Source organism: Sphingopyxis sp. GW821-FHT12F08, from assembly GCF_058806755.1.
Window position 1 is genome coordinate 248,952 of the sequence record NZ_JBXAQA010000004.1, and the last position, 25,145, is coordinate 274,096.

21 protein-coding genes and 1 tRNA gene are annotated in these 25,145 nt (G+C 63.3%); 12 read left to right on the plus strand and 10 right to left on the minus strand.

The features are described from left to right. Positions 1-65: 65 nt before the first annotated feature. From AC1RNQ_RS13130 to AC1RNQ_RS13145, 4 genes are all read left to right on the plus strand, one after another. Positions 66-686: a TetR/AcrR family transcriptional regulator gene (locus AC1RNQ_RS13130; RefSeq protein ID WP_493171588.1), complete on the plus strand. Its 621-nt coding sequence runs from the start codon at positions 66-68 to the stop codon at positions 684-686. A 118-nt stretch (positions 687-804) separates the two neighbouring features. After that, positions 805-1,824 carry an efflux RND transporter periplasmic adaptor subunit gene (locus AC1RNQ_RS13135; protein WP_493171589.1) on the plus strand — a complete coding sequence of 340 codons (1,020 nt, stop codon included), beginning with the start codon at positions 805-807 and terminating at the stop codon, positions 1,822-1,824. Further along, positions 1,821-4,991: an efflux RND transporter permease subunit gene (locus AC1RNQ_RS13140; protein WP_493171590.1), complete on the plus strand. Its 3,171-nt coding sequence runs from the start codon at positions 1,821-1,823 to the stop codon at positions 4,989-4,991. Before AC1RNQ_RS13135 ends, AC1RNQ_RS13140 begins: the two co-directional genes overlap by 4 nt. 316 nt (positions 4,992-5,307) lie before the next feature. Beyond that, a complete protein-coding gene (locus AC1RNQ_RS13145) occupies positions 5,308-5,604 on the plus strand; it encodes a YciI family protein (RefSeq protein ID WP_493171591.1) in 297 nt (98 codons plus the stop codon). Between the two features lie 148 nt (positions 5,605-5,752). Here AC1RNQ_RS13145 and AC1RNQ_RS13150 read toward each other — a convergent pair whose 3' ends face one another. From AC1RNQ_RS13150 to AC1RNQ_RS13180, 7 genes are all read right to left on the minus strand, one after another. Then, entirely contained in the window at positions 5,753-6,628 is an 876-nt protein-coding gene (locus tag AC1RNQ_RS13150; protein WP_493171592.1) for a fatty acid desaturase, read from the minus strand. Then, a complete protein-coding gene (locus AC1RNQ_RS13155; protein WP_493171593.1) occupies positions 6,625-6,843 on the minus strand; it encodes a hypothetical protein in 219 nt (72 codons plus the stop codon). Before AC1RNQ_RS13155 ends, AC1RNQ_RS13150 begins: the two co-directional genes overlap by 4 nt. Then, positions 6,840-7,517, minus strand: coding sequence for a TetR/AcrR family transcriptional regulator (locus AC1RNQ_RS13160; protein ID WP_493171594.1), 678 nt, complete (start codon positions 7,515-7,517; stop codon positions 6,840-6,842). The genes AC1RNQ_RS13155 and AC1RNQ_RS13160 overlap by 4 nt, the downstream gene beginning before the upstream one ends. A gap of 376 nt (positions 7,518-7,893) precedes the next feature. Next, positions 7,894-9,927, minus strand: a complete 2,034-nt coding sequence (locus AC1RNQ_RS13165; RefSeq protein WP_493171595.1) for an alpha/beta hydrolase family protein — start codon at positions 9,925-9,927, stop codon at positions 7,894-7,896. 270 nt (positions 9,928-10,197) lie between these two features. After that, positions 10,198-13,047: a TonB-dependent receptor domain-containing protein gene (locus AC1RNQ_RS13170; protein WP_493171596.1), complete on the minus strand. Its 2,850-nt coding sequence runs from the start codon at positions 13,045-13,047 to the stop codon at positions 10,198-10,200. Positions 13,048-13,178: 131 nt separating this feature from the next. Then, the gene (locus AC1RNQ_RS13175) at positions 13,179-14,216 is read right to left on the minus strand and encodes a FecR family protein (protein ID WP_493171597.1); all 1,038 of its coding nucleotides are present in this window, start codon (positions 14,214-14,216) and stop codon (positions 13,179-13,181) included. Further along, positions 14,213-14,764, minus strand: a complete 552-nt coding sequence (locus AC1RNQ_RS13180; protein WP_493171598.1) for an RNA polymerase sigma factor — start codon at positions 14,762-14,764, stop codon at positions 14,213-14,215. The genes AC1RNQ_RS13175 and AC1RNQ_RS13180 overlap by 4 nt, the downstream gene beginning before the upstream one ends. An 885-nt stretch (positions 14,765-15,649) precedes the next feature. Between AC1RNQ_RS13180 and AC1RNQ_RS13185 the strand changes: the two genes are divergently transcribed. From AC1RNQ_RS13185 to AC1RNQ_RS13200, 4 genes are all read left to right on the plus strand, one after another. Continuing rightward, positions 15,650-16,540 (plus strand): LysR family transcriptional regulator, encoded by an 891-nt coding sequence (locus tag AC1RNQ_RS13185; protein ID WP_493171599.1) that lies wholly within the window; start codon positions 15,650-15,652, stop codon positions 16,538-16,540. A 100-nt stretch (positions 16,541-16,640) separates the two neighbouring features. Beyond that, entirely contained in the window at positions 16,641-18,119 is a 1,479-nt protein-coding gene (locus AC1RNQ_RS13190; RefSeq protein ID WP_493171600.1) for a cyclase family protein, read from the plus strand. Between the two features lie 47 nt (positions 18,120-18,166). Further along, positions 18,167-18,583 (plus strand): VOC family protein, encoded by a 417-nt coding sequence (locus AC1RNQ_RS13195; protein WP_493171601.1) that lies wholly within the window; start codon positions 18,167-18,169, stop codon positions 18,581-18,583. Positions 18,584-18,682: 99 nt separating this feature from the next. Continuing rightward, the gene (locus tag AC1RNQ_RS13200; RefSeq protein WP_493171602.1) at positions 18,683-19,552 is read left to right on the plus strand and encodes a LysR family transcriptional regulator; all 870 of its coding nucleotides are present in this window, start codon (positions 18,683-18,685) and stop codon (positions 19,550-19,552) included. Between the two features lie 298 nt (positions 19,553-19,850). On the opposite strand, the gene AC1RNQ_RS13205 is transcribed toward AC1RNQ_RS13200, so the two are convergent. Further along, positions 19,851-19,926, minus strand: a tRNA-Ala gene (locus tag AC1RNQ_RS13205). 134 nt (positions 19,927-20,060) lie between these two features. Continuing rightward, positions 20,061-20,387, minus strand: a complete 327-nt coding sequence (locus AC1RNQ_RS13210; RefSeq protein WP_493171603.1) for a TIGR02300 family protein — start codon at positions 20,385-20,387, stop codon at positions 20,061-20,063. Between the two features lie 124 nt (positions 20,388-20,511). On the opposite strand from AC1RNQ_RS13210, the gene aroA reads away from it, so the two are divergent. From aroA to AC1RNQ_RS13230, 4 genes are all read left to right on the plus strand, one after another. Continuing rightward, positions 20,512-21,840 (plus strand): 3-phosphoshikimate 1-carboxyvinyltransferase, encoded by a 1,329-nt coding sequence (aroA, locus tag AC1RNQ_RS13215; RefSeq protein ID WP_493171604.1) that lies wholly within the window; start codon positions 20,512-20,514, stop codon positions 21,838-21,840. Beyond that, positions 21,837-22,472: a (d)CMP kinase gene (locus AC1RNQ_RS13220; protein ID WP_493171605.1), complete on the plus strand. Its 636-nt coding sequence runs from the start codon at positions 21,837-21,839 to the stop codon at positions 22,470-22,472. The genes aroA and AC1RNQ_RS13220 overlap by 4 nt, the downstream gene beginning before the upstream one ends. A 76-nt stretch (positions 22,473-22,548) precedes the next feature. Beyond that, positions 22,549-23,139, plus strand: a complete 591-nt coding sequence (locus AC1RNQ_RS13225; RefSeq protein WP_493171606.1) for a hypothetical protein — start codon at positions 22,549-22,551, stop codon at positions 23,137-23,139. 29 nt (positions 23,140-23,168) lie between these two features. Next, a complete protein-coding gene (locus AC1RNQ_RS13230; RefSeq protein WP_493171607.1) occupies positions 23,169-23,777 on the plus strand; it encodes a hypothetical protein in 609 nt (202 codons plus the stop codon). Here the strand turns inward: AC1RNQ_RS13230 and AC1RNQ_RS13235 are convergent, their stop codons facing one another. Then, complete coding sequence (locus AC1RNQ_RS13235; RefSeq protein ID WP_493171608.1) at positions 23,778-25,067, minus strand: adenylate/guanylate cyclase domain-containing protein; 1,290 nt, start codon at positions 25,065-25,067, stop codon at positions 23,778-23,780. Between the last annotated feature and the right edge of the window lie 78 nt (positions 25,068-25,145).

Here is a 25,145-nt window from a genome sequence, read left to right on the forward strand (position 1 = left end):
TATGTGACTAATGACGATATTGGTTACAGTTTGTCAACCCCGCGTCACCTCGCTATAGGAAGCGGATGAGCAATAACCCAGCCAGCAGCCACGCGCCCGCCCGCGGGCCAGCCGACCATGTCGTGCGCGAACAGATCATCGACGCAGCGAACGAACATTTCGCCCATTATGGCTATGCCAAGACGACCGTGTCCGACCTCGCGCGCAAGATCGGCTTCTCGAAAGCCTATATCTACCGCTTCTTCGAATCGAAGCAGGCGATCGGCGAGGCTATCTGCGCCAAATGCCTCGACGGCCTCTACAAACAGGTTAGGCTCGCGGTGGCCGAAGGACAGGACGCGACTGACAAACTGCGGCGTTTCGCCAAAACCGTGACGGCCGTCGGCGTCGAGCTCTTCTTCCAGGATCGACGAATTTACGAGATCGCGGCCAATGCCTCGACCGAAAAATGGCCCGCGACACGCGCCTATAGCGAGAAGCTTCGGCTGCTGATCGAGGAGATTGTCCGCGAGGGCCGCGAGAGCGGCGAGTTCGAGCGGAAGACTCCACTCGACGAGACATGCCGGTCGATTTCCTATGCCTTCCTGCCCTTTACCGATCCCGTCTGCCTCGAACGCAGCCTCGACCTGCTGCCCGATGCGCAGGTCGAGGTCACGAGCCTCGTGCTGCGGAGCCTTGCTCCCTAAGCAAGTGACTAGTTGACAATATAGTCACTCGTCGACATGTAGATTCGACCTTTCAGGGAGAATTTGCGTGTCGAGACAGATTTGCGCCCGATGGTCGGGCGCTTTGATCATCGCTTCCATGCTAGCCGCGTGCGGCGAGGCGCCGGACGACCCCCGCGCTAAACCGCCGCTGGTACGAACGGCAGAAGCGGGCGTCGCGGGCGCGAGCGAACGTGAGTTCTCGGGCGTGGTCGGCGCGCGCGTCCAGAGCGACCTCGGCTTCCGGATCGACGGCAAGATCACCGCGCGGCTCGTCGATGCGGGCCAATCGGTCCGCCGCGGCCAGCCCTTGATGCGCATCGATCCCGCCGACTACCGACTCGCGGCGGACGCTGCCGCCGGGACGGTCGACGCCGCGCGTGCTCGAGCGATCCAGACGAGCGCCGAAGAGAACCGCTACCGCGATCTCGTCGGAGCGGGCGCCGTGTCGGCCTCGGCCTACGACCAGGCGAAGGCCGCGGCGCGCGCCGCGCGCGCGGATCTCGCCTCGGCCGAGGCGCAGCTGCGCGCCCGCCGCAACGACGCCGGCTACACGCTGCTGGTCGCCGATGCCGATGGCGTGGTCGCGGAGACGCTGGGCGAGCCTGGCCAAGTGGTATCCGCGGGCCAGACGGTCATCCGGCTGGCACGGTCGGGGCCGCGCGAAGCGGTGGTCCAGCTTCCCGAGACGCTCCGCCCTGCGCTCGGCACCATCGCGCGGGCGGAGACCTATAGCGGGCTGAGCGGAACCGCGAGCCTGCGCGAGCTCAGCGCGGCCGCCGATCCCGCGACCCGCACATTCGCTGCAAAGTTCACGCTGGCGGGCGCGCCGGCCAGCGCTCCACTCGGATCGACGGTCACCATCCGCTTTGGAGCCCTCGGCGAAACCGGCCGGATTTCGGTCCCGCTCGCGGCGATCGACGATCGCGGCCGCGGTCCCGGCGTGTGGATCGTGCGCGGCGGCAAGGTGCGCTTCCGGCCGGTCAAGATAGCGGGGCTCGGCGACGAGACGGCGACGCTTGCGGGCGGTCTTCGCACCGGCGAACGCTTCGCGGCGCTCGGCGTCCATCTGCTTCGCGAGGGCCAGGCGGTGCGCATCGAGACGGGAGCTGCCCGGTGACCGAAACGCCCGAGCCTGAGAGCCGCTTCAACCTCTCCGCCCTCGCGGTGCGCGAGCAATCGATCACCCTCTTCTTCATCGTCGCGATCATCCTCGCCGGAACGGTCGCTTTCCTCAAACTCGGACGTGCCGAGGATCCCGCCTTCACCATCAAGATTATGACCGTGGTGACGGCATGGCCCGGCGCGACGGCGCAGGAGATGCAGGACCAGGTCGCGGAACCGCTGGAGAAGAGACTGCAGGAACTGCGCTGGTACGACCGCAGCGAGACCTTTACGCGGCCCGGCCTCGCCTTCACGACCTTGACGCTGCGCGACAATGCCCCGCCCGCCATCGTCCAGTCCGAATTCTATCAGGCGCGCAAGAAGATCGCCGACGAGGCGCCCCGATTGCCGGGCGGCGTCGCGGGTCCCTTCGTCAACGACGAGTATAGCGACGTCACCTTCGCGCTCTATGCGCTGAAGGCGAAGGGCGAACCGCAACGTCATCTCGTCCGCGAAGCCGAACAGCTCCGCCAGCGGCTGCTGCACGTCCCGGGCGTCAAGAAGATCAATATCTTCGGCGAGCAGCCCGAGCGCATCTATGTCGAATTCTCGGCCGAACGGCTGGCGACGCTCGGCATCGCGCCGCGCGCCATCTTCGCGGCGCTTGCGCAGCAGAATATGATCACTCCGGCGGGCGCGATCGAGGCGAACGGACCGCAGGTGCAGGTCCGGATCGACGGCGCGTTCGACGATCTCGAGAAGATCGGCAGCCTTCCCATTGTTGCGCAAGGCAAGACATTCCGCCTCTCCGATGTCGCGGCGGTGCGCCGCGGCTATGAGGATCCCGCAACCTTCCTGATCCGCAGCGAGGGCGAGCCGGCACTCCTGCTCGGGGTGGTGATGCGCGAAGGCTGGAACGGCCTCGATCTCGGCAAATCGCTCAAGGCGGAAGTCGCGAGCATATCCTCCGAGCTGCCGCTCGGCATGTCGCTGACCCCGGTCACCGACCAGGCGGTGAATATCGCCTCGGCGGTCGACCAGTTCATGACCACCTTTCTCGAGGCGCTAGCGATCGTGATGGTGGTGAGCCTGATTGCGCTCGGCTGGCGCGTCGGCATCGTCGTCGCCGCCGCCGTGCCGCTCACCCTCGCCATCGTGCTCGTCATCATGTGGGCTACCGATCGGGTTCTCGATCGCATCACCCTGGGCTCGCTGATCCTCGCGCTCGGCCTCCTCGTCGACGATGCGATCATCGCCATCGAAATCATGGTCGTGCGGATGGAAGAGGGCTATGACCGAATCAAGGCGTCGGCCTATGCGTGGAGCCACACCGCTGCGCCGATGCTCGCAGGCACGCTGGTGACGGTCATCGGACTGATGCCGGTGGGGTTCGCGCGGTCGACCGCCGGCGAATATGCGGGCAATATCTTCTGGGTCGTGGGCTTTGCGCTCATTGCATCCTGGGTCGTTGCGGTCGCGTTCACCCCCTATATGGGCGTGAAGCTGCTTCCGGCGATCAAGAAGGTCGAGGGCGGGCATGACGCGATATACCAGACCCCGCGCTACCAGAAGGCGCGCTCGATCATCCGCTGGGCGGTCGAGCGAAACCGGCTGGTGACCGCTGCGACACTGGCGGCATTTCTGGTCGCCGGCGCCGGCATGATATTCGTGAAGAAGCAGTTCTTCCCCGCCTCCGACCGTCCCGAGGTGCTTGTCGAGATCCAGCTGCCCAAGGGCACCGCGATCGAGCGGACCGATGCGACGACGAAGACCGTCGAAGCCTGGCTGCTCAAACAGCCCGAAGCGAAGGTCATCACCGCCTATGTCGGCCAAGGGGCACCGCGCTTCTTCATGTCGCTGTCGCCCGAGCTTCCCGATCCGTCCTTCGCCAAGATTGTCGTGCGAACCGGCTCGGAGGACGAGCGAGATGCCCTGAAGGTCCGCCTGCGCGGGGCCGTCGCCGAAGGGCTCGCGCCCGCCGCGCAGGTCCGTGCGGCGCAGCTCGTGTTCGGCCCCTATTCGCCCTACCCGGTCGCGTTCCGCGTTGCCGGACCTGATACGGTGAAGCTCCGCGCGATCGCCGACCAGGTGAAGGAGATCCTCGCCAAGGACCCGATGATGCGGACGGTCAATGCCGACTGGGGCGAGCGCGTTCCCGTGCTTCATCTGAGGCTCGACCAGGACCGGCTTCGCGCCCTCGGCCTCACCTCCGCCGATGTCGGCGAGCAGCTGCAATTCCTGCTATCTGGGGTCGCCGTCTCGGAGGTCCGCGAGGATATTCGGGGTGTAGAAGTCGTCGCTCGCTCGCAGGGCTCCGCGCGCCTCGATCCCGCGCGCGTCGCCGATTTCACTCTCGCCGGCGCGAGCGGTGAACGCGTGTCGCTCAGCCAGGTCGGCAAACTCGAGGTCCGGATGGACGAGCCAATCCTGCACCGCCGCGACCGCGTTCCCACGATCACCGTTCGCGGCGATATCGCCGACGGCTTGCAGCCCCCCGACGTATCGCAGGCGATGTACGCGAAGCTCCAGCCCATCATCGACACCTTGCCTCAAGGCTATCGCATCGACATGGCGGGCTCGATCGAGGAAGCGGGCAAGGCCAATGCGGCGCTAGCCCCGATCTTCCCGATCATGATCCTCCTGATGATGATCGTTATCATCCTTCAGGTCCGGCAATTCTCGGCGATGGCGATCGTGCTGCTGACCGCGCCTTTGGGACTGGTCGGGGTCGTGCCGACGCTGCTCGTCACCGGTCAGCCGTTCGGGTTCAACGCCATCCTCGGCCTGATCGCCCTCGCCGGCATCCTGATGCGCAACACGCTGATCCTGATCGGACAGATACAGGATAATCAGAAGATGGGCCTGTCGCCCTTCGACGCGGTGGTCGAGGCCACCGTCCAGCGGTCGCGCCCAGTCGTTCTGACCGCGCTCGCTGCCGTTCTCGCCTTCGTGCCGCTGACCACGTCGGTGTTCTGGGGATCGATGGCTTACACTTTGATCGGCGGCACGCTCGTCGGCACGATCCTGACGCTCGTGTTCCTGCCGGCGCTTTACACGCTCTGGTACAGGATCGGTTCGGAAGGACATGCCCGGCCCGCGACAGTGCGTACCGGCACCCGCTTCCCCCTGTTGGCGCGTTTCGGCGCGATGCGCAGGATCATCTCAAGGAGGTTCACGCGATGAGTATCCGGAAAAGACTTGGCGCAGCATGGCAGCGATTTGCTGCGGTTGCCCATGCCATGGACTATGACGAGACTGCCGAAACGGCAGCGCTTGTCGCGGGGCTAGACGTGCGAGTCCGTCAGCAAGCAGCGGATCTCGCCACCATATCAGCGCGAATGGACGCGCTCGCTGCGCAGATAGCGCAATCCTCCCGGCGCGACCTGCCGTTGTAGGGCAACCGAAGGAGGTGTCCCGCACGGTATATAAGACAAGCGAATGCGCGGCTCGGAAAGCGCTTCGACGACCCGGCACCGCCAATCGATGAAAGAATGACCCGATGAAATATTATCTCTGCAAATATCTGCCGCCCCGCTCCGACTTCCTCGCCACCATGACAGATGACGAGAAGATATGGATGGGACAGCATGGCGCCTATCTGGACGGCCTACTCGCCAAGGGGCAGATTGTCGCCCACGGCCCGGTGATGGACCCTAACGGCGGCTATGGTGTCTCGCTCTACCGGATCGAGGACGATCAGGATATCGAAGCTCTGACGGCGCAGGATCCCATCGTGAAAAACGGTGTCGGCCATTACGAACATTTCAGCATGCTGCACCTGCACGCGCACGACTGACGTTCTTCCAGCTGCGGGAACGGCCAAGGATGGCGTTTGTCGCGCATCGCTTGTAGGCTATCGATCGCCAATGGGGGTCTTGGCTGCTTCTTTATCGGCGGCGCAGGCCGGAGATTTGTGACCAGCGGCCCTTCGGTGGTCCGGCCGATTAAAGCTCGTGGATATTGCAGCCGCGCGCCTCCAGGATCGGCCGCATCTCCCAATAGGCGGCGGGCGTCCGGTTCAGCGGAATATAGGGGTGAAGGTGATGGACGATGTGGAATTGCATCCCCATCGAGCCGATATTTCCCAATCGCGAGCGGAAACTCCGCGTGTCGCGGTAACGGCCGGTTTCCTTCGCCGGGTGGTGCGGCGCCCACGATAGAAATAGCGCCACATAGACCAGGCCGATCTGCAGCGGCAGCCACCAGAGGAAGAACGCTTCCAGCGCAAGGCCGGACCAGGCGAGCGTGAACAAGATGGCAAAATATGTCATCTTGAACCCGATGCTCTGCAGCATAAGATCCTTGCGGTTACCCCGTGCGAGGCAGGCCGCATAATCCCGGCTGCGCTGGCCGTCGGGCTGACTCTCGCGGATGATCTTGCGGACAGCATGCCAGGCGCTGTCGGCGTGGGTCGTATGATCGGGATCGAGTGCAGGGTCGTTGGCGTGCTTGTGATGCTCGAGATGGGTGAACCGTAGCACGGCGAAAGGGCTGACGATCATCCAAGACGTGGAATGGCCGACCAGCTCATTGAGCCAGCGCCACCTGGTGCCCGGCCGCGCGATTATGTCGTGCTGCGCCTCATGCGTCGGTAGATACACCAGCATGATGCTGACCGTTGCGATGGGGAACGCGGCCCAGAGCGGCAAGTAGCCGAAGATCACCAGCGGCCACAGACATAGCCAGCATGCCATGTTGCCAAAGGCCCACAGCAGGATTTCCCATGGGAACTGCCCGCTGTGACGGCGCGCGATGTCGCGCTCCAGCCTCATCAACTCGGGTTTCGACAGGGTGCTGACATCGATAGGCGGAGCGGTCATATCCAACGTCCCCTTATTTGCGCAACGAGCCCCCAGCCGCCGCCGACAAGGAGCCCAATAACCAAGGGCGTGGTCCCAAGGGGCCGCACCCAACCCAGGCCTTCGATGCCCTGTGCGATCACGGGGACGAGAAAGCCGAATGCGAATATCAGCGGCATGAAATCCAGAAACCGCAGCAGGCCGCGCGCCTCTTTTGCCTTGGCCGGGTCTTTCATGCGGCACATCTTTCGGCAGCGTCCCGGCCGAGGGCAGCAAGGCGGTCCAGAAGCTCCTGCCGGAATGAATCGCTGGCATCGGCGGCCATGGCGAGGATGAACCCCCGCTTGATCCGATAGCGTGACATTGCAAGGCTTATGGTGCCGAAAGCCCACTCTCGCGTCGGCCCGAGATAGGCGTAAAACATCTGTTCGGTAATATCGCGGGTGCTGACATTTCCGCGCAGCAGGCCCTGGGCACGCGCCGCTTCGCACGCCGGGAGCGCGATCGTCATCGCGGCTTCACCCAGTGCTGGATGCGAGCCGATGTCTCCCCGCAGGCCATAGCCACCGGCGATGCGATCCTGGCAGAAGCTGAGCGCGCGGTGGTAGGTCTCGTCGCCCTCGACCATGTCGACAGCTTCGTCGGCGATCGCCTCGATCCATTCGAGACAGGAGTCGAACTCCAGCAGCGAGAGCCGCTGCTGGACATGTTCCGCGCCGGCCTTGGCAAGCGCGCGAACGATATCGTCCTTGCCGCCGATGAGATTGTAGAGCGTGGGGGCGGAAACGCCGGCCACCTGCGCCAGGCCGCGCGTGGTCAGCGCATCAAAACCGTTCTCCGCAATGATCGACCGGGCCGCATCGAGGATCCGGTCGCGTCGCTCGTTCATGTTGCGCATCCGCGTCGACATGTTCGTTCTCCCCGAAAGAGGAGTAAGTCATGTTGATTTCTTTATCAATGATAAAGTTTTTGCTTTCATCAAATCGGCGTTCGTAGGTCACCCTGCTGTTTTCGAACGGAGGAGACATCCGCCAGCATTCTGATCCCGCGTCAATGTGCGGCGTCGTTGTCCGACGGTTCAGGCGGGCCCCGCATGGGATCCAGGTCCCCCACGATCGCCGGACCCACTGCCCCCAGGCCCTCATCGCTCGGAGCTTTTCCTCCTGCTACGGCTAACACGGATAGGCGTGCAGTCGAAAGATTGGCCAGCGGCGACGACGGAGACGACGAACAATAGCATGAGTATCATTCGTCGCCTTCAAATGCTCTCGAGGAGAACCCTAGAACTATTTTGACGTTGGTGCCGCAGTGCCCGATTCAACCGTATTCAACCTGTCCCATCGCTGATAATCCCGATCGTTATCGGCATCGCGCGCTTCTTGACCCAAAAGCCAGTAGCCGAACCAGTTGACGTTCCCCTGCTGCGACAAATAGCGCTCGCGGGGCTTGACGAGGACGTGCGTGGCGTCAGGTAGATATAAGGCATCTACCGGCTTGTTCTGCAGCTTCAGGGCGGAGTAAATTTCCCACTCCTGAAGTACCGACGATTTCCCGAGCATCTCGATCCGCAAAGGAGCCGAAATCCTGCTCGCATTCATGTCGGGGCTGTTCTTGATCCAGTTCCCGAGCGTCTCGCCCCAGGGCGGCCCGCCATTCAGCCCGTCATAGAGCGGCTTGATGCCGTTGAAGGCCGTGTGATTGAGCGAATAAGCGTGATACTGCACATAACCGCCGCTGAGGCCGTCCGCGATGGTGGCGGCTGCGAAGCGACGGGCCGAATGCGTGAGGGCATAAGCGACGTGGTAACAGGTCCGGCTGAACCCGATCAAACCCACGCGATCCGGGTCGATCCCATATTGTGAGGCCAGAAAATCGATTGCGGATTCGATCCCGCGCATCTGCGTCAGCCCTTCCTTCGCCGTATCCATTGTGGCCGGGTCGAAGGCATTGAGCTCAAGGACAGCCATCCCTTTTGCGGCCAGCGCCTGGCTTGCAAAGGCGGTTGTGTAAGGACCGTCGGGCGAGAAGCGCGTGGGGTCGAAGAACTTCAGCTCGATGACGAGCGGAATGCGTTCGCCGGCCTTTCGGGTCGCGGGCAGGATCAGCCCGCCCGACCAGCCATGTCCCGTCGCATCCGTCCATTTAACCTCTTTAATGGCGTTCAGGCGGATGGTCTTGAGCTGCGGATTGAGATCGAATTCGAACGACGGCTTGCCGGAGCCCGCGTCCTGGCCAATGATCTGCGGCGGCGTGTTGGCATCTTCGCGGACGAAGAAATCGACATCGTCTCTACGGAGCCGCGTCGCCGGCCCTATCTCCGCCCGGCCCGTTGGAACCCATTTGCCTTCGTCGCGGCCGAATGTCGTTCGCCAGCGGCGCCCCTTCGAGGCAAAGCTGTAGAGACCCTGGCCGCTGCCCGCCCCGGCGGCGCTTTCAACGACCAGTTCGCCGCTGCCACCCCAACTCAGCTTAGCTGCGCGTTCGCCCGGCTCGCCGCGCTGATCGACTACCGACACCTGATCGGAGCCCGCCGCGCCGATATCGATGATGACGGTGCGGGGATCGGAAGGAAGTTCCTCGCCCTCCTTCACATCCTGCGATCCTAGCAACGCATTGGTCAGGGCCACCTGGCGTCCGTCGGCGGCCCAGAGAAGCTGGCTCGCTGAGGTGTCCCCGATAGCGATGCCTGTCGGCGCGGACAAAAGCGGGCGAGCGCTCACCGACGCAATATCGACAAGATAGGGCTGTACCGCGATGGACTGCATCGCCTCGACAAGTGGCCGCGTGCCGGGCCGCGCCTTCCATGCCGCGGCGAAGCCAGAGTCAGGCGACGCCGGTAGCATGGCGATCGCCCTGCCCCCGTCCGGCGCGATAGCGAACCGGACAAAGGGATAGGCGAGGGATTTTTTCAGCGCGGTCAGCCGCTTGGCGGGCCCGCCCGTCTGCTGCACATAGGCGGCACCCTCTTCGTTAAGACTATCTTGTTCGGGCATGAGCAGACCGAGCAGGGATTCTCCGCCGAGATATCCTCCGGGCGCCGGAAACTCCCTAGCCCCGCGTGCGACCGCGTAGAACAGACAGTCGTCGCCCCTCAGGTCGAAACTGACGATCTTCTGTTGCACGCGAGTGACCTGACGGCTTTCGCCGGTGGCCAGATCGTACCGGAAGACTTGTGGAAACCCGGTATCGTCGGGCGAAAGGAAAGCGACCCCTCGGCCATCATCCACCCAGCGGAGCGACGAAATCGGTTCGTCATTTGTCGTGCTCGTGCGCTCCGCACCAGCGGTCGCGCGGAACTGCCCCCCTTCGTCCTTCCTCACGATCCAGACCGTCGAGCGGACCACCCCGCCGCCGAGTTCCCCCCTCGATGTTACGAATGCGAATGCGCGGCCATCGGGTGAGGGCTGCAGCCTGTCCCCGAAGCCGCCGAGCGTCGACCGCTCGATGGCGTCCTTGACAGTGAAAGAACGCAGAGCGCTCCCCTCCCGACCCTCGACCGCCTTGCCCGAAACCGGGCTTGCGACGGCGATTGCCAGGAGAAGGGCGACAGCGGATATCCTCCGCGAAGCTATCCCGAGAGGCGGCATCGATCAAAACGCCTTGCGGACACTGGTATAGATGAAGCGGCCGCGGTTGTTGTAGTTAAATGGGTCATACCCCAGCGAGAAATTGAAGAAAGGCGGCTGCGTGTTCAGCAGATTCGACGCGCCGACAGTCACACGAACGTTCTGCAAAGGTCCGGCGGTTGCCGGGCTCTGTAAGGATAGCTGAAGATCGACAAACGCGCGGTCGCCCAGGGTGTAGGGCGCTCCGCGCCTGTCCTGATAGCTGCCGATGTAGCGAAGCGTTCCGGTCAGATCGACTGGCCCCTGCCCGATGCTGCCGGTGATCGATCCTCTCCATTTCGGGGCATAGCCATCGAAGGAAAAGGAACCGAGCCGGTTTTCGACAAGCCCCGGCACGAGCTCGGCCTTGTAGTTGAGGACCCGGGTGACCGATCCGTTAACTGACCAGCGCGTCGCGCCCCCTTCGCCGCGATAATTGACCTGGGCATCGATGCCATTCGTTTTCGCGGTTCCGAAGTTGATATAGCTTGCGTCGATCGACTGGAGCGCTCCAGGGCGCCCCGCCGCAATATCCGCTGGCGTCGGAGCACTTCTTATGACCCGGTCGGAAAAGCGGCTGGCGTTGTCGACCAGCGTCTGCCCGTTTGGCGTGACGACGCGATCTGCCTGCGACACCCACCAAGCCGAAATATTCGCATCGAGGTGATGGCTCGCCGTGTCGAGCGGCGTCACCCGGAGGCTGACCGTGTAGCTGTCGGCGGTTTCCGCCTGAAGGTTCGGATTTGCCCCGCGGGTGGTCGGCACGGTGACGGATTCGTTGCCCCGTAAAGGGTCGGTGACCACCAGCGGCACGACAAAGGCCACGCTGTTGATAAAGGCGAGCGGCGGCGCGCGGAACGACGTGCCCCATGTCCCGGAGAGCATGACCGCCTTTGTCGGCGTCCACTCGAAGCCGAGCTTCGGATTAAAGGAACTACCGAAATCGCTATAGTGATCGAAACGCCCCGCGCCCGAGAGGGTCAGCGTGTCGAGGACCGGCGCGCGCAACTCGAAGTAGCCGCTGGCGACATCCCTGCGCCCCTTGGTATTGTCGAAGGGTGAAGTGATACCGATCTTTTCGCGGCGAACCTCGGCGCCGAGCGCGAAAGACAAATTACCTCCGGGCAGGGCGAAGATCGACCCGGTAAGCTGGCCGTCGGCGCTGAGGGCACTTGCCAGATAGCGCTTGTCTATCGCCTGGAAAAGCGAATCCAGCACGGCCTCGCTGGCCACCGGCCCGGTCGCGAACAGATTGAGCGTTGCGTTGGGATCGGGATTGTTGAGAACGGCCGCAAGACGCGCTGTGTCGTAAAAATTCTCTTCATGCACCCGGTTGTCGTCGCGCGAATAGTTGACCGCGACCTCCCAGCGGAGATCAGCGCCCGCCTTTCCCCTTACCCCTGCGAGAAAGCGCAGGAAGGTGTCGCGCGTATGATTGACGTCCGGATCGACACCGGTCAGCAGGCGGTTGACGCCGACATTCACGCCGAAGGGATTATAGGGGTTGCTCGCCGGCACGATCATCGTCGTGGCGATAAATGGCCGGACAACGACATATTCGCCGTTCTGCCGCGATGCGAGAGCGTTGGCGAAGATCGTCACATCGTCTGACACGTCATAGCTCAGATCCGCGACGGCGCCGTAGCGCTCGACGGGCGACTGAAGACTGCTCAGCTGATAATAGTCGTCGCCCACACTCACCTGCCCCGCGGTAGCCGCGAAATCGGGGATGGCGGGGCGATCATTGCTTGTAACCGGGATGATCGCGCGGGTGGCGGTCAGACCGGGAAGATTGCCCCCGGAGAGCGAATGGACGGTTCCCTGATCGGTATAGGGAAGCCGGCGATCGAAGCTCCCGAAGCGGCGGTAATCGAGATCGCGGGTTCGCGCCCGGTCGCTGAACAATATGCCGCCGGTATCGAAATAATCGGCGGAGATCGACCCGCGCAGCCGTCCGGTCGAAAAACCGTAGGTCGCGGAGAGGCGCCGCTCCTCTCCCACGCCGCCATCGGCAACGCCGAGCCGGCCATCAACGGTCAGCCCCGTCCCCGAGCTTTTGAGCACGACATTCACGATCCCGCCGACGGCGTCCGCACCGTAGATGGCCGACGCGCCGTCCGCGAGCACTTCGATGCGCTCGACCGCCGCGAGCGGAATGCTGCCGACGTCGAACGAAACGCCGGTCGCGCCCGAAGGCGTCACGCGGCGGCCGTTGACGAGCACGAGCGTCGTGCCGGCGCTGAGGCCGCGCAGCTGCACGGGCGCTGCACCCAGGAAGGAACTGGCTTGGGTCGGTGTCATGCCGGCCTGGCTGCTGAGCTCGAGAACGCCGCGGATCGTACCCTCCCCGCTGCGGTCGATCCGCTCCCTGTCGAACACCGTCACGGAACCTGGCACGGACTTCGAGGAGCGCGCGATGCGCGAGCCGGTCACGATGATCGCTTCGGCTTCGGCTTCGACGGCGGCATCCGGCGCCGCGGCCGATGAAGCATCCGCGACGGCGGGCGGCGCCGCGCGCTCGATCCGATACCCACCGCGCGGATTGGGCACCGCGCGCAGACCGCTCCCCCGGAGCAACCGCCCTATCGCCTCGTTGACCGGCAGCGATCCGCGCAGCGCGGGAGCCCTCTTCCGGCTTACCACTTCGGGCGAAACCACGACGAGCACATCCGACTGCCGCGAAAACTCCAGCAAGGCGGACGATAAGGACTGGGCAGGAATGTTGAATTCGCGAACGGTCGCTTGCGCGGCAGCAGGCTGCGCGATTGCGAGCGCTGCCAGCGAAGCCGACAGCAGCGATAGTCGAGCCAAGTTCATTTCAATTGCGCGGACCATTATATCCCCTCTCTCCCGATTGCATGGCTCGCGCGGGAGATTCTTCCGACCCCCAGCGCGCCATCATCAGGACGACGCGCCGGGATGAGAAATCGTCAGAGGGGCGTCACATTTTTTTCACGAAGCGGATTTCACGACGACGGCCTGAGCCGCACAGCGCCATTTGGCCCCTCCTCGGCACGCACCGCCACCACCCCGCCGACCGCGCTCAAAAAGGCCGGTATTTCACTGGCCTTGAAGGATGCCGTGACCCGCAAGTCCCCAATCGCCGGATCGCTCAAGGTGACGCCAGGAGCATAATAGCGGTTCACGTCCGCGACGAGGTCTGCGAGGCGCGCGTCCTGATAGACGAGGCGCCCTTCACGCCATGCGCCCGGCGATTGCGCGGGAAGCGCCGCCATGGTGGCGGCTGAGCGGTCCTCGCCCGTGCCGGCTCCGCGACCGGCCAGCCGTATCTCGGCGCGCTGCCCCGCACGAAGCAATTTTACATTCGACCGGGATGAGCCCGCGTGCGGCCGGTCGCGCACCTCTACCAGCCCCTGCAGCACAGCGACGCGCAGCGACTGATCGCTGTAATTGACGTCGAACTTTGTCCCGAGCACGCGCACCTGTGAGCCGCCCGCCTCGACGAGGAAAGGCCGCCGCGCATCGTGCACGACTTCGAAAAACGCCTCGCCGCCAGTCAGCGCCACGCGGCGCTTGCCATCCTCGAATTTCACCTTGAGCGACGAGCGCGGACCGAGAGTCACCTGCGTGCCGTCGGGAAGAGTAATCAGCCGCGACTGTGCGAGCTGCGTCGCATATTCTCTCTGTCCGGATCCCGCCGGAAAAAGATAAGCAGGGATGGCGATCACCGCGACCAGAACGGCGGCAACGGCACTCCAGATCGCCTTCCGCGACCGTGGGCGCGGCGCAGCCTCGTCGCGGCTGGCGGATTTTTCGGCGCGCAGCGGTACGAGTGCGGCAAGGTGCGACAGATTCGGCACTTCGCTCCACGTTCGGCTGAAGTCGCGCCAAGCCGTCTCGTGTCGCGGGTCGGCAGCGCGCCAGGCGTCGAGTTCCGCCTGCTCGATGCGCGTGAGTTCGCGTTCGGACGCGAGCACGACCCAATTGCTCGCCTGCTCGTCGATGCGATCCCGATGCGGGTCGAAGGCGCGGGACGTCGTCATTCGCCGTCCGCCTCGCGCAGCGCCCGCTCGCAGAGGACGAGAGCTTGCGCCGCGAGCATTTTTACCAAGGTCTGCGAGCAGGAGAGCCGCCGGGCGATCTCGGCATAGCTCAGGCCGTGAATGCGGTTCATGATCAAGACCTCCTGCCGGCGCGGATCCATCGTCCGGATCGCGTTCTCGAGGATTCCCCACCTTTCCCTTGCCGATATGACGCGCTCGGCATCGAAATCGTCACTGTCCGCACCTGATATTCTTTCATTTTCACTATAATCGGCCCGAACCTTGAGCCGCCGCCGCTGGTCGAGGACATAGTTGCGGGCACTCGTGGTAAGGAATGCCTCGGGGTTGGCGATCGCGGTCCGATCCTCAAGTCCCGCGAACTTCTCGAAAGCCGCCTGGACCACGTCCTCGGGATCGGGCGGCCCCGCGCCGAATGTCGCGGCAACATAACGGCGCAACCGGTCCTTGTAGGACCGATAGACGCGTTCGACGTCACCCTCCGAACCGGTGGTGTCGCGATAATCCATCGATGTCGGCTTCGAACGCATGGCCCAACGATTTCCTTCGCGCGCGAGAGGACCAAATCGCGGTTGAAGATGCAAGTTCGAGTTTGAGCTCGATAAGAAGAGAGTGTCGATCTGCCACCGATTTGGGTGGCTTGGTCGAAAGCGCCAATGTCGAGAACGCTCAGATTTTCCGCGAAAAGTGATACCTCGTCACTTCAAGCCCGGAATACCCACGATCCGATCAGTTATGGCCGCTTTCCGCCGGTCCGCTTTTAGATTGAATCCGGCAAGATCGGACATTTGTGGCGTTCCGAGTGAGCTTGTCCGCGAGGCGAAAGTCTATCGGGCGCCCCCGTGCGAACGAATTGCGCGCGCTATTCGGTACGCCGCGTGCGACAAGCGCGCCGCTGGATCATGAAGAACGACGACCTTCATCTCTCATCCGTGAACATCGGTACGATAGAGCATCTTTTGGCGCTGTCGTACAATTATCGGTCGGCCCGCGACGCTATCCGCGCCGTGCGACCCAGGAAAGCTCTTCCTTTCAGGAAACAGAGATCTTCATCTGACGCCCGCCCGGTTTCGATCGGGCGGGCGTCTTTTTTTGGCGCTCCGTCCAATCGCTGCTCGAACCGTTAAAATAGAGCTGACCACCGCCGACCCTTATTATGCCGCTGCGGCGGAGCTCGCGCCGGCTTTTGGCCGTTAACAGCCCGTCGGCTTTAGGTGATCAAACGGAGAGAGCGGACGTTCGATAGATTTCCTGAGCGTTCACTGTCAGTGATTCAATTGTTCAGCGTCGGTTAGATTTCGGTACCTTCCGCAAGCGTAAGAGTGTCCTCGACGTCAACGCCGAAGTACAAATCCGCATATTCGTGCTAAAAGGACCAGGCTATTGCGCAATGTCTGCGCCATAGGGATCCTAGCATGGATACTATCGCCACCATGCGCGCCTTTCGGCGCATCGTCGAGCTTGGCGGGCTGGCCAGGGCCGCCGAAGATTTGGGATTATCGTCGGCAGGCCTCAGCAAACAACTGCGTGCCCTCGAAGCCCATCTCGACACGGTGCTGTTGCAACGCACGACCCGTAGCATGAGCCTGACCGAAACCGGGCGCGCCTATTATGCGGATTGCTGCCGCCTTCTCGATGAACTGGACGTGCTCGAAAATTCGATCCGCCAGCAATCGCAACATGTGGCGGGAAGGTTGAGGCTCAATGCGCCGCTCTCCTTCGGCCTCAGCATCCTATCGCCTCTTCTCGCCGAATTTCTGCGGGAGTATCCGGATTTGCAGCTCGATCTGGTGATGGAAGACCGAGTGATAGACGCCGTCGCACATGGTTTTGACCTGACGATCCGGGCGCGATCCAGCCTCGACGATTCCACGCTGATCGCCAGGCGGCTTGCCACCGTCAAACAATATTTATGTGCGGCACCCTCGTACCTAGAACAAAATGGCGAACCCGCGACACCGGGCGACCTGCGGCATCACAAGATCTTCGCCTATAGCCTGGCACAAAATCAGGATATTGTCCCCACCGTGGGGCATGCGGCATCCGGCGAGCGGAGCCAGATCAGCAACAGTCTGCTGCTACGCGACCTGCTCATCGCAGGCCTCGGAATTGGCGCGCTGCCCTCCTTCCTCGCCGATCCGGCGATTGCGCGCGGCGACCTGCGGCGCATCCTTCCTGCCTTCATGGATGAGCCGCGCCATGTCTATGCGGTCTATCCGACCAGCCGCCATCTTCAACCCAAGGTGAAGGCCTTCGTCGACTTTCTGGCGCGTCGGCTACCGTCGGTCATGACCGACTATTCTTGACCGGTAGCGAATAGTGTCCGCACCGCGGCGGGCTTATTCCGTTGCTTCCCTGCGCGTATGTTGACGTCCATCGACTGATCGACATCCAAAGGAAAGCAATATGAAACTCTCACGCACGTTTCGCGCAGCCGGCCTGCTATTGCTTGGCAGCGCCAGCCTTACGGGGCAGATGGCCCATGCCGGCGATGATGCAAAAGCGCCCGTGGCCGCGAGCGAGCAGGAAGTCGGCATCAGCCCATGGGGCCCCGATGATGAAATCGGCCGCCTCAACCTGATCACGCCTGAATCGCGCGCCGCCATCCTGTCGCGCGTCGAGGGCGGGAAGGTCTACGATCTGGCGACGGATTATTATATCGGCATGCCAAGCTGGCAGGCGGCCGGCGATCCGCATTACCAGTTCTGGATGACCCATACGCCGCGCGGCACGGAGGTCGATGACCCGATGGGCGTGGGTCAGGAAATGAATGCCGCCCGCAGCTATACGGGGACCGCATTTTCCATGTACTCGCATACCGGGACGCACATCGACGCGCTCAACCACTTCGGCATTCACGGCAAGATCTGGAACGGTTTCAAGGCCGATGAGCATCTCGGCGATCGCGGCTGGAAGCGCGCCGGCATCGAAAAATTCCCGCCGCTCATCGCTCGCGGCGTCATGATCGATATTGCGGCGGCCAAGGGCGTCGACATGCTGCCCGACGGCTATCGGATCACCCGTCGGGATATCGAGGACGCACTGGCACGCCAGAAATCCGCCTTGCAGAAAGGCGACATCGTCCTGATCCGGACCGGTCGGATGAAGCTGTTCAACGACCCTGAGAGCTACATCGCAAACCCGCCCGGCATGGGCTTGGATGCCGCACGCTATCTCGTCGAAGAAGGCGGCGCGATAGTGCTGGGCGCGGACAATCTGAGCTTCGAGGCTTTTCCTTCGGAAGTGCCGGACGATTATGTGCCGCTCCACACCTATCTGCTGGCGCAGCACGGTGCTCCCATAATCGAGTTGGTCGCACTTGATGAGCTGTCACGCGACAAGGTCTATGAGTTCGCATTCATTGGCGGCCCCTTGAAGCTCCGCGGCGGCGATGCGGCGCCTCTGCGTCCGGTCGCCTTGCCCATCCAGGCAACACCAGCCCCGAAATCCGGACATACCGAACATCAGGAGGCGCCTCAGATTACGCGCAGCAACCCCGCCATTGGCTATATGGCGGAGGACGTGTTCAAGGCCAACGCCTTTACCCAGACAATCCGGGCCGGCAATACGCTCTACCTGTCCGGGATCGCACCCCTCAAGGGGGATCTCAACCATCTGGAACTGGTCGGCGAAGGTAGCATGCGGGCCCAGACCGAGTTCGTCCTGGAAACTCTCAAACGCAATCTGGCGGCGGAGGGTGCCACTCTGCGCAATTGGGTGGCGCAGACCGTCTACGTCACCGACATTGCCGAGTTTGTGAAGCTGGCCGATGTCACCAGGCAGTTCTTTGGGGAACACACGCCCACTAGCACCCTGGTCGAGGTCAAGGCGCTGTTTCATCCCCAGCAGAAGATCGAAATCAACGGCATTGCCGTGCTCGATTAGCCCAGCAAATCGAGGAATTTCAAATGCCACATGCCCCGACATCCAGCATGATCTTCACCATCCAGGCCCTCGATCACCTAGTCCTCCGGGTGATCGACATGGCCCTCATGGAGCGCTTCTATTGCGACGTGCTCGGCTGCACCGTCGAGCGCCGCGACGACGCGTTCGGACTGGTCCAGCTGCGTGCCGGACGCGCGCTGATCGACCTTCTCGATGTTGCGCTTCCGGGCGGTCGCGATGGCGGCGCCGCGGCTGGGCCCGAAGGCCGCAACATGGATCATTTCTGCCTGCGCATCGAACCCTTCGACGGGCCGGTGCTCAGATCCTATTTGGCCGAGTGCGGCGTCGAGTCGACCAAGGTGCTGCCGCGCTACGGCGCCGAGGGCTCGGGGCCTTCAATCTATACTCAAGATCCCGAGGGCAACAGAGTTGAGCTCAAAGGTCCGCCCTCAAACGCCCTGTAAGAGTATGGGGATGCGTTCGGTCCGCTCACGGTCACTTGCCTTTGTCCCGCTCAAGCAGCGGGCGCAACGGTCGCGCAAAGCAGATACGCGGAGGGTCCCATGGATCGTCTTGATGCCATGCAGGTGCTGCTGGCGGTCGTCGACGAAGGCAGCCTGTCGGCCGGCAGCCGCAAGCTTCGGACACCGCTCCCGAGCGTCAGCCGAAAGGTCGCGGAGCTCGAGCGCCATCTCGGCACTCGGTTGCTCATCCGCACCAGCCGCAACATCCAGCTCACCGAAGCCGGCCGTGATTATACCGAGACGGCGCGGCGTATTGTTGCCGAACTCAAGGACGCTGAATTGCGCGCGTCGGGCGAATATCAGGTCCCGAGGGGGGAACTGACGGTTACGGCAACGCTGCAGTTCGGCCAGGCAGTCATCGCTCCACTCGCGTATCAGTTCTTGAAAGAACATCCTGAGATCGTTCTTGACATGCGGCTATTCGATAGACGGGTGAATTTGATTGAAGAGAAGGTCGACGTAGACGTTCACTTGGGCAAACTTGAGGACAGTTCCCTGTTCGCAACGAAGATTGGAGACATCCGGGTCGTTACCTGTGCGAGTCCGGCTTATCTCGAGCGTAGAGGCCGACCGGCGCGGCCAGAAGACCTTGTTCGCCACGACGCGATCATTTCCACTCGGTGGAGTGACGTGCCGTGGTTCTATTATCGTGACAGGCAGAGATTAGAGGGCATGCCGAACATTCGAATTCGCGTGTATCCTCCAGCATCTGCTGTTGTCGCGACGATCGACGGTCTCGGACTAACGAAGGTTCCAGCCTATATGATCGAAGATGAGCTCGGTACGGGTAAACTTGTCAAAATTCTCGAGGATTATGATGGAGACACCTTTCAGACCGATGTGAGCATCCTCGCAACGGCCGACATCGGGCGCAAAGTAGCCATTCGCACCGTGCCCGCGAAGATGTAATTCGAAAACGCTATGCAGGTGTCGAATTTCCGAATGCTGCAGACGACACTCTAAATCATCGTCTGGAACGTCGATACATGCCTGACGGAACAATCTGTTCGGTAGGAGAAAAACGACGGACTCAAAAGCCGAGAGCCAAATGCCGCCTTAAGCTGCAACTTGGAGCGTTTTCCGTAAATTGATCTGAATTTTCAGATAGAAAGAGGGCCAATCCGAACAGATACCTGAATCAAAACGTTGGGATGACTGTTGGATTTCAAAAAGAAAATCGCGCCATATCAATGATATAGCGAAGAAATGGTGGAGCCTAGCGGGATCGAACCGCTGACCTCCTGCATGCCATGCAGGCGCTCTCCCAGCTGAGCTAAGGCCCCGTGCCATTTCCTGATGCCGCCCTGGCCAATATTCTTGGCTGCGGCGACCGGGACGCCGCCTTTACCAGCGCGCGTCCCATATGCAAGGGGCCAAATGCATCCTGTGACGCTTTTTTGACCCCCTGCCGGAAAGATCAGCTTTCGTCGTCGTCATCGTCCGCTGTCGCGACGCCCAGATCGTCGTCGCCGCCGAGATCGACGTCGTTGTCGGGCGAATCGCTGTCCTCGTCGACATCGACGTCCAGATCCAGATCGTCATCGACCACTTCGGGTTCCTTGACGACCTTGCCCGGCTTTTCGACTTCCTCGAACGGCATCGGCTGCTTCGATTTCAGCACCGATTCCGGGATCCACGCATAGCCGCAATTGATGCACGCGACCGGGTCATCCTTGGTCAGATCGTAGAATCGCGTTGCGCATTTCGGGCAGCTACGCTTCGTGCCCCACTCAGCCTTCACCATAAACGCCTCATAACCTTCTGGAAACAGGATAAAATATCGGAAAAGAGATGGAAGCTGAATAGCTATCCGTCAAATCGGCGTGCGCCTTGCCAGATTGCAGGGCCGCTGTCAAAAGCCGCACGCCATGACCGATCAAAGTGCCACGCCCCGCAGCTTTTCCGCTTCCGCTCCGCTCCAAGGTAGGATCGCGATTCCGGGTGACAAGAGCATCTCGCACCGATCGCTGATGCTGTCGGCGCTCGCGGTGGGGACAAGCCGCGTTACCGGGCTGCTCGAAGGGCATGACGTGCTCGCCACCGCCGCGGCGATGCGTGCGATGGGTGCCGACGTCACCCGCCGCGACGACGGCGAATGGCGCATCCACGGCGTCGGGGTCGGCGGGCTGCTGCAACCGCGCGAAGCGCTCGACATGGGCAACAGCGGCACTTCGACGCGGCTGCTGATGGGCCTCGTCGCGAGCCACCCGATCACCGCGACCTTCGTCGGCGACGCCAGCCTGTCGGGGCGCCCGATGGGCCGCGTCATCGACCCGCTGTCGCAGATGGGCGCCGATATCGGCGCCTCGCCCGGTGGCCGCCTGCCGCTGATGGTGCGAGGGCTCGCTCCCGCCATTCCCCTCGCCTATCGCCTGCCGATGGCGTCGGCGCAGGTGAAGAGCGCAATACTGCTCGCGGGCCTCAACACGCCGGGCATCACCGAAGTCATCGAGCCCGTGCCGACGCGCGATCATAGCGAACGGATGCTCAAGGGCTTTGGCGCCGAACTGACCGTCGAGACCGACGCCGACGGCACGCGCCACATCCGCATCCGCGGCGAGGCCGAGCTCAAGCCGCAGACGATTATCGTCCCCGGCGACCCGTCGTCGGCCGCCTTCTTCATCGTCGCGGCGCTGATCGTGCCGGGATCGGATGTGACCATCGCCAATGTCGGGCTCAACCCGACGCGCGCCGGGTTGGTCGAAGTCTTGAAAGCCATGGGCGGCGACATCGAGTTGCTCGACGCCCGCGAAGTCGGCGGCGAGCCCGTCGCGGACCTGCGCGTGCGCCACAGTGCGCTCAAGGGCATTGCCGTCGATCCCGCGGTGGCGCCGAGCATGATCGACGAATTCCCGATCCTCTTCATCGCCGCGGCGCTCGCCGAGGGACGCACGACGACGACCGGCCTCGACGAGCTGCGGGTCAAGGAAAGCGACCGGCTGGCGGTGATGGCCACCGGGCTGACCGCCATCGGCGCGCGCGTCACCGAGAGCGAAGACGGCCTCGTCATCGACGGCACCGGCGGCGACCTGCTCCCCGGCGGCGCGACGATCGCCGGCCACCTCGACCACCGCATCTGCATGAGCTTTGCGATCGCGGGGCTGGTCAGCAAGGTGCCGGTGACGATCGACGATATCGCGCCGGTGGCGACCAGCTTTCCCAATTTCGAGACGTTGCTCGCGGGCCTGCAGCAATGATCATCGCCGTCGACGGCCCCACGGCGTCGGGCAAGGGCACCATCGCCCGCGCGATCGCCGAACATTTCGGGCTGCCCGTGCTCGACACCGGGCTGCTCTATCGCGCGGTCGGCTACCAGACGCAGCTCAACCACGGCGATCCCGACAATGCCGCCGATGCGCTCGCCGCGTGCGATTTTCCGGGCAGCCTGCTCGATGATCCGGCGCTGCGCTACGAAAGCACGGGCAGCCTCGCGAGCCGCGCGTCGATCCATCCCGCGGTGCGCGCGGCGCTGTTCCAGCGCCAGGTCGATTTTGCGAACCAGCCGGGCGGCGCGGTGCTCGACGGGCGCGACATCGGTACCGTGATCGCACCGCACGCCGATGCGAAATTGTTCGTCACCGCCAGCGCCGAGGAACGCGCGCGGCGGCGTCATGCCGAAATGCTCGGGCGCGGGGTCGAGATCGGCTATGACGCCGTGCTCGCCGACATCCACGCCCGCGATGCGCGCGACACGGGCCGCGCCGACGCCCCACTGCTCCGCGCCGACGACGCTATGCTGCTCGACAACAGCGACATGGATGCAGGCGAAGCGATCGCCGCTGCGATCGCCTTTGTCGAGGCGTGCAGAACGGCAGGAAACCCACGCTAGCTTGCAAAGCCATCCTCCCTGGCGGATAAGCTGCGACCGGGCTGCGGCCCGACCGGCATCATGGGGGGATGAGGCTATGGGCAAAGCCATCCGATTGGCATTCGGCGCCGCGCTGGCATTGTCGGCCGCGCCTGCCGTCGCTCAGACACTGGGCGATACCACGACCGTCACGGTCGGCCCGGTGTCGGGCGACAGCATCCTGACATGCCACGGGCACACCGACTGGGTCACTTGCGAGGAGGAAGAGCCGGATTTCATCAACGGCAACGCGGCGATCGACTGGTCCCCGCCCGCCGGCTGGGTGATCGTCGGAACGTCGACGTCGTCAATCAGCGGCCAGAATGCCTCCTTCACCCAGCCGCTAGAGCAGGTGCCCGGCGGCGACGGCTATATGAAGCGGCACGACGTGCGCCGCGCCTATGCGCTCGCGCTCAAGCTTGCCCGGCTCGGCAACAAGGCCGATGCCATCGCCACGCTCACCGCCGAGCGCGACAAGCTGCTCGCCGCCTATGGGACCACGGGCGACATCGCCAATCGCCTGCACATGTCGGCGACATGCAGCGGCGATTGCACCGTGTCGATTTCGGCGACCGCGGCCATCGTCTATGTCGGACCGAACGATCCGTTCGCGCTGCTCGTGTCGCTGGTCCGGCGCTTCAAGCTCTGATGACAGACGGCACGAAAGGGGAGATGCGAATGATGAAGATGCTTGGCGCCGGGCTTTGCCTCGCCTTCGCCGCGCAGCCGGCGCTCGCGCAGCAGCTCGGCGATACCCAGACGATCGCGCTCGGCCCGGTCACCGGACAGAGCAACGGCAGCTGCATGCTCTATGACCCGCTGATCGGGAACCAATGTATCGAGATGGGCGACGGCAGTGCAACCGCGGTGATCGACTGGTCGCCGCCCGACGGCTGGTTGATCGCCGGAACGCCAAGTGCGGCGATCAGCGGCAACGGCGAGTATCTGCCCGAACCGATGATTGTCGTGCCCGGCGGCGGCAATGTCATTTCGCAGCACCATCTGCGCCGCGCCTATGCCATCGCGCTGAAACTCGCCAAGGCTGGCGGCAAGGCCGATGCGGCCAAGGCGCTCGAAGCCGAACGGACACGCCTGCTCGCATCCTACGCGGCGAACGGCGCGACCCTCAACACCGCACAGATGACGGGCGCCTGCGACGGCGATCCCGACACCACCGGATCCTATGGGTGCGACGTCACGATCAGCGGCAGCGCCAACCTGGTCTATGTCGGACCCGACGATCCCTTCGCGCTGCTCGTCTCGCTGATCCAGCGCTTCAGGCTCTGATCAGGCGACCCAGCCGATATCGGGCAGCGCCGCGGGTCTCGGCGACGCGGGCGCGGCGTGGTAGACGCAGGTTTCGCCAACCCCCTTCAGCATCTCGACATGCGGGGGGCCGAATTCGGCGCGGTCCTTGGCGCGCAGCCAGGTGCTTTCCGAAATCGCGATGCCGTTGACCGGCGCCGTGCCCTCCAGCCGCGCGGCCATGTTCACCGTCTCGCCCCAATAGTCATAGGCCATGCGCGTCGCGCCGATCACCCCGCCGACGACCGGCCCGCTGTGGATGCCGACGCGCAGCCCGACCTCGACCCCGCCGATCCTTTGCAGTTCGTCGATCCCCGCAAGCACTGCGCGGGCAAAGGCGATCGCGTCATCGGCGCTGTTTCGGCTCGTCATATTGCCGCCCGCCATCGCAAGATAGGCGTCGCCGATCGTCTTGACCTTCTCGACCCCATGGTCGGCGGCGCAGCGGTCGGCATGGTTGAAAAAGGCATTGAGCAGTTCGACCAGATGCCCTGGCGACACGCGCTGCGCGAGTTTGGTGAAGCCGACCATGTCGATGAAGATCACGCTTGCGTCGGCATAGCTGTCGGCGACGATGCGCCCGTCGCGGATCCGCTCGACCGCCGCCTGCGGCAGCATGTTATAGACCAGCGCCTCATTCTTCGCGCGCTCGGCCTCGAGCGCCTCGGCGAGCGCAAAGGCCCCGCGGCTCGACCGGTCGATCGCGAAATTGATTGCGATCATGATCGTCGCACCGCTGAAATAGCTGAGCATCGCATACCAGAAGCCCGCGCCATGATCCTGAATCGACATCACCGTGGTCAGGAACACACCGCATTCGAGCCCCACCCACAGCAGGAACAACCGCGGCCGTCCGGCGAGCGCCACCGCGGCAAAGGCGCTGATCGCCAGCCGGTTGATCGAACCGACCGCGTGCAGATCGTCGTCGAGTTCGACCAGCTCGTCGAGCAGGATCAGGTTGATGAGCCCGACGAGCAACGCGATGCCGAGCAATGCCGCAAAGTCGAGCGCGGGTTGCTCGATATAGCGCGGCCAGAAGGTCAGCGCGACATAGGCGCCAGCGACGAACAGCGTCGCGCCGAACAAGATCGCGATCCGCGCCGCGTCATGCGCGTGGAGAAACAGCGGGTTGGCGATCGTATAGGCGAGCGCGACGAGCATGAAGAGCACGCCATAGATGCGCACGAAGGGCAGCCGCAGCGTGCGCGCCGTTTCCTGGAAACGCGCTTCGACCGCCGGATCGGCGAATTGGCCGTGCACCGCCTGTGGCATTGAGACCCCTCTCGATTGCGCAGGAGCATAAGGACTAGGTCTTACCACGCGGTTTACTGCGGATTTCGCCTTGCTTCC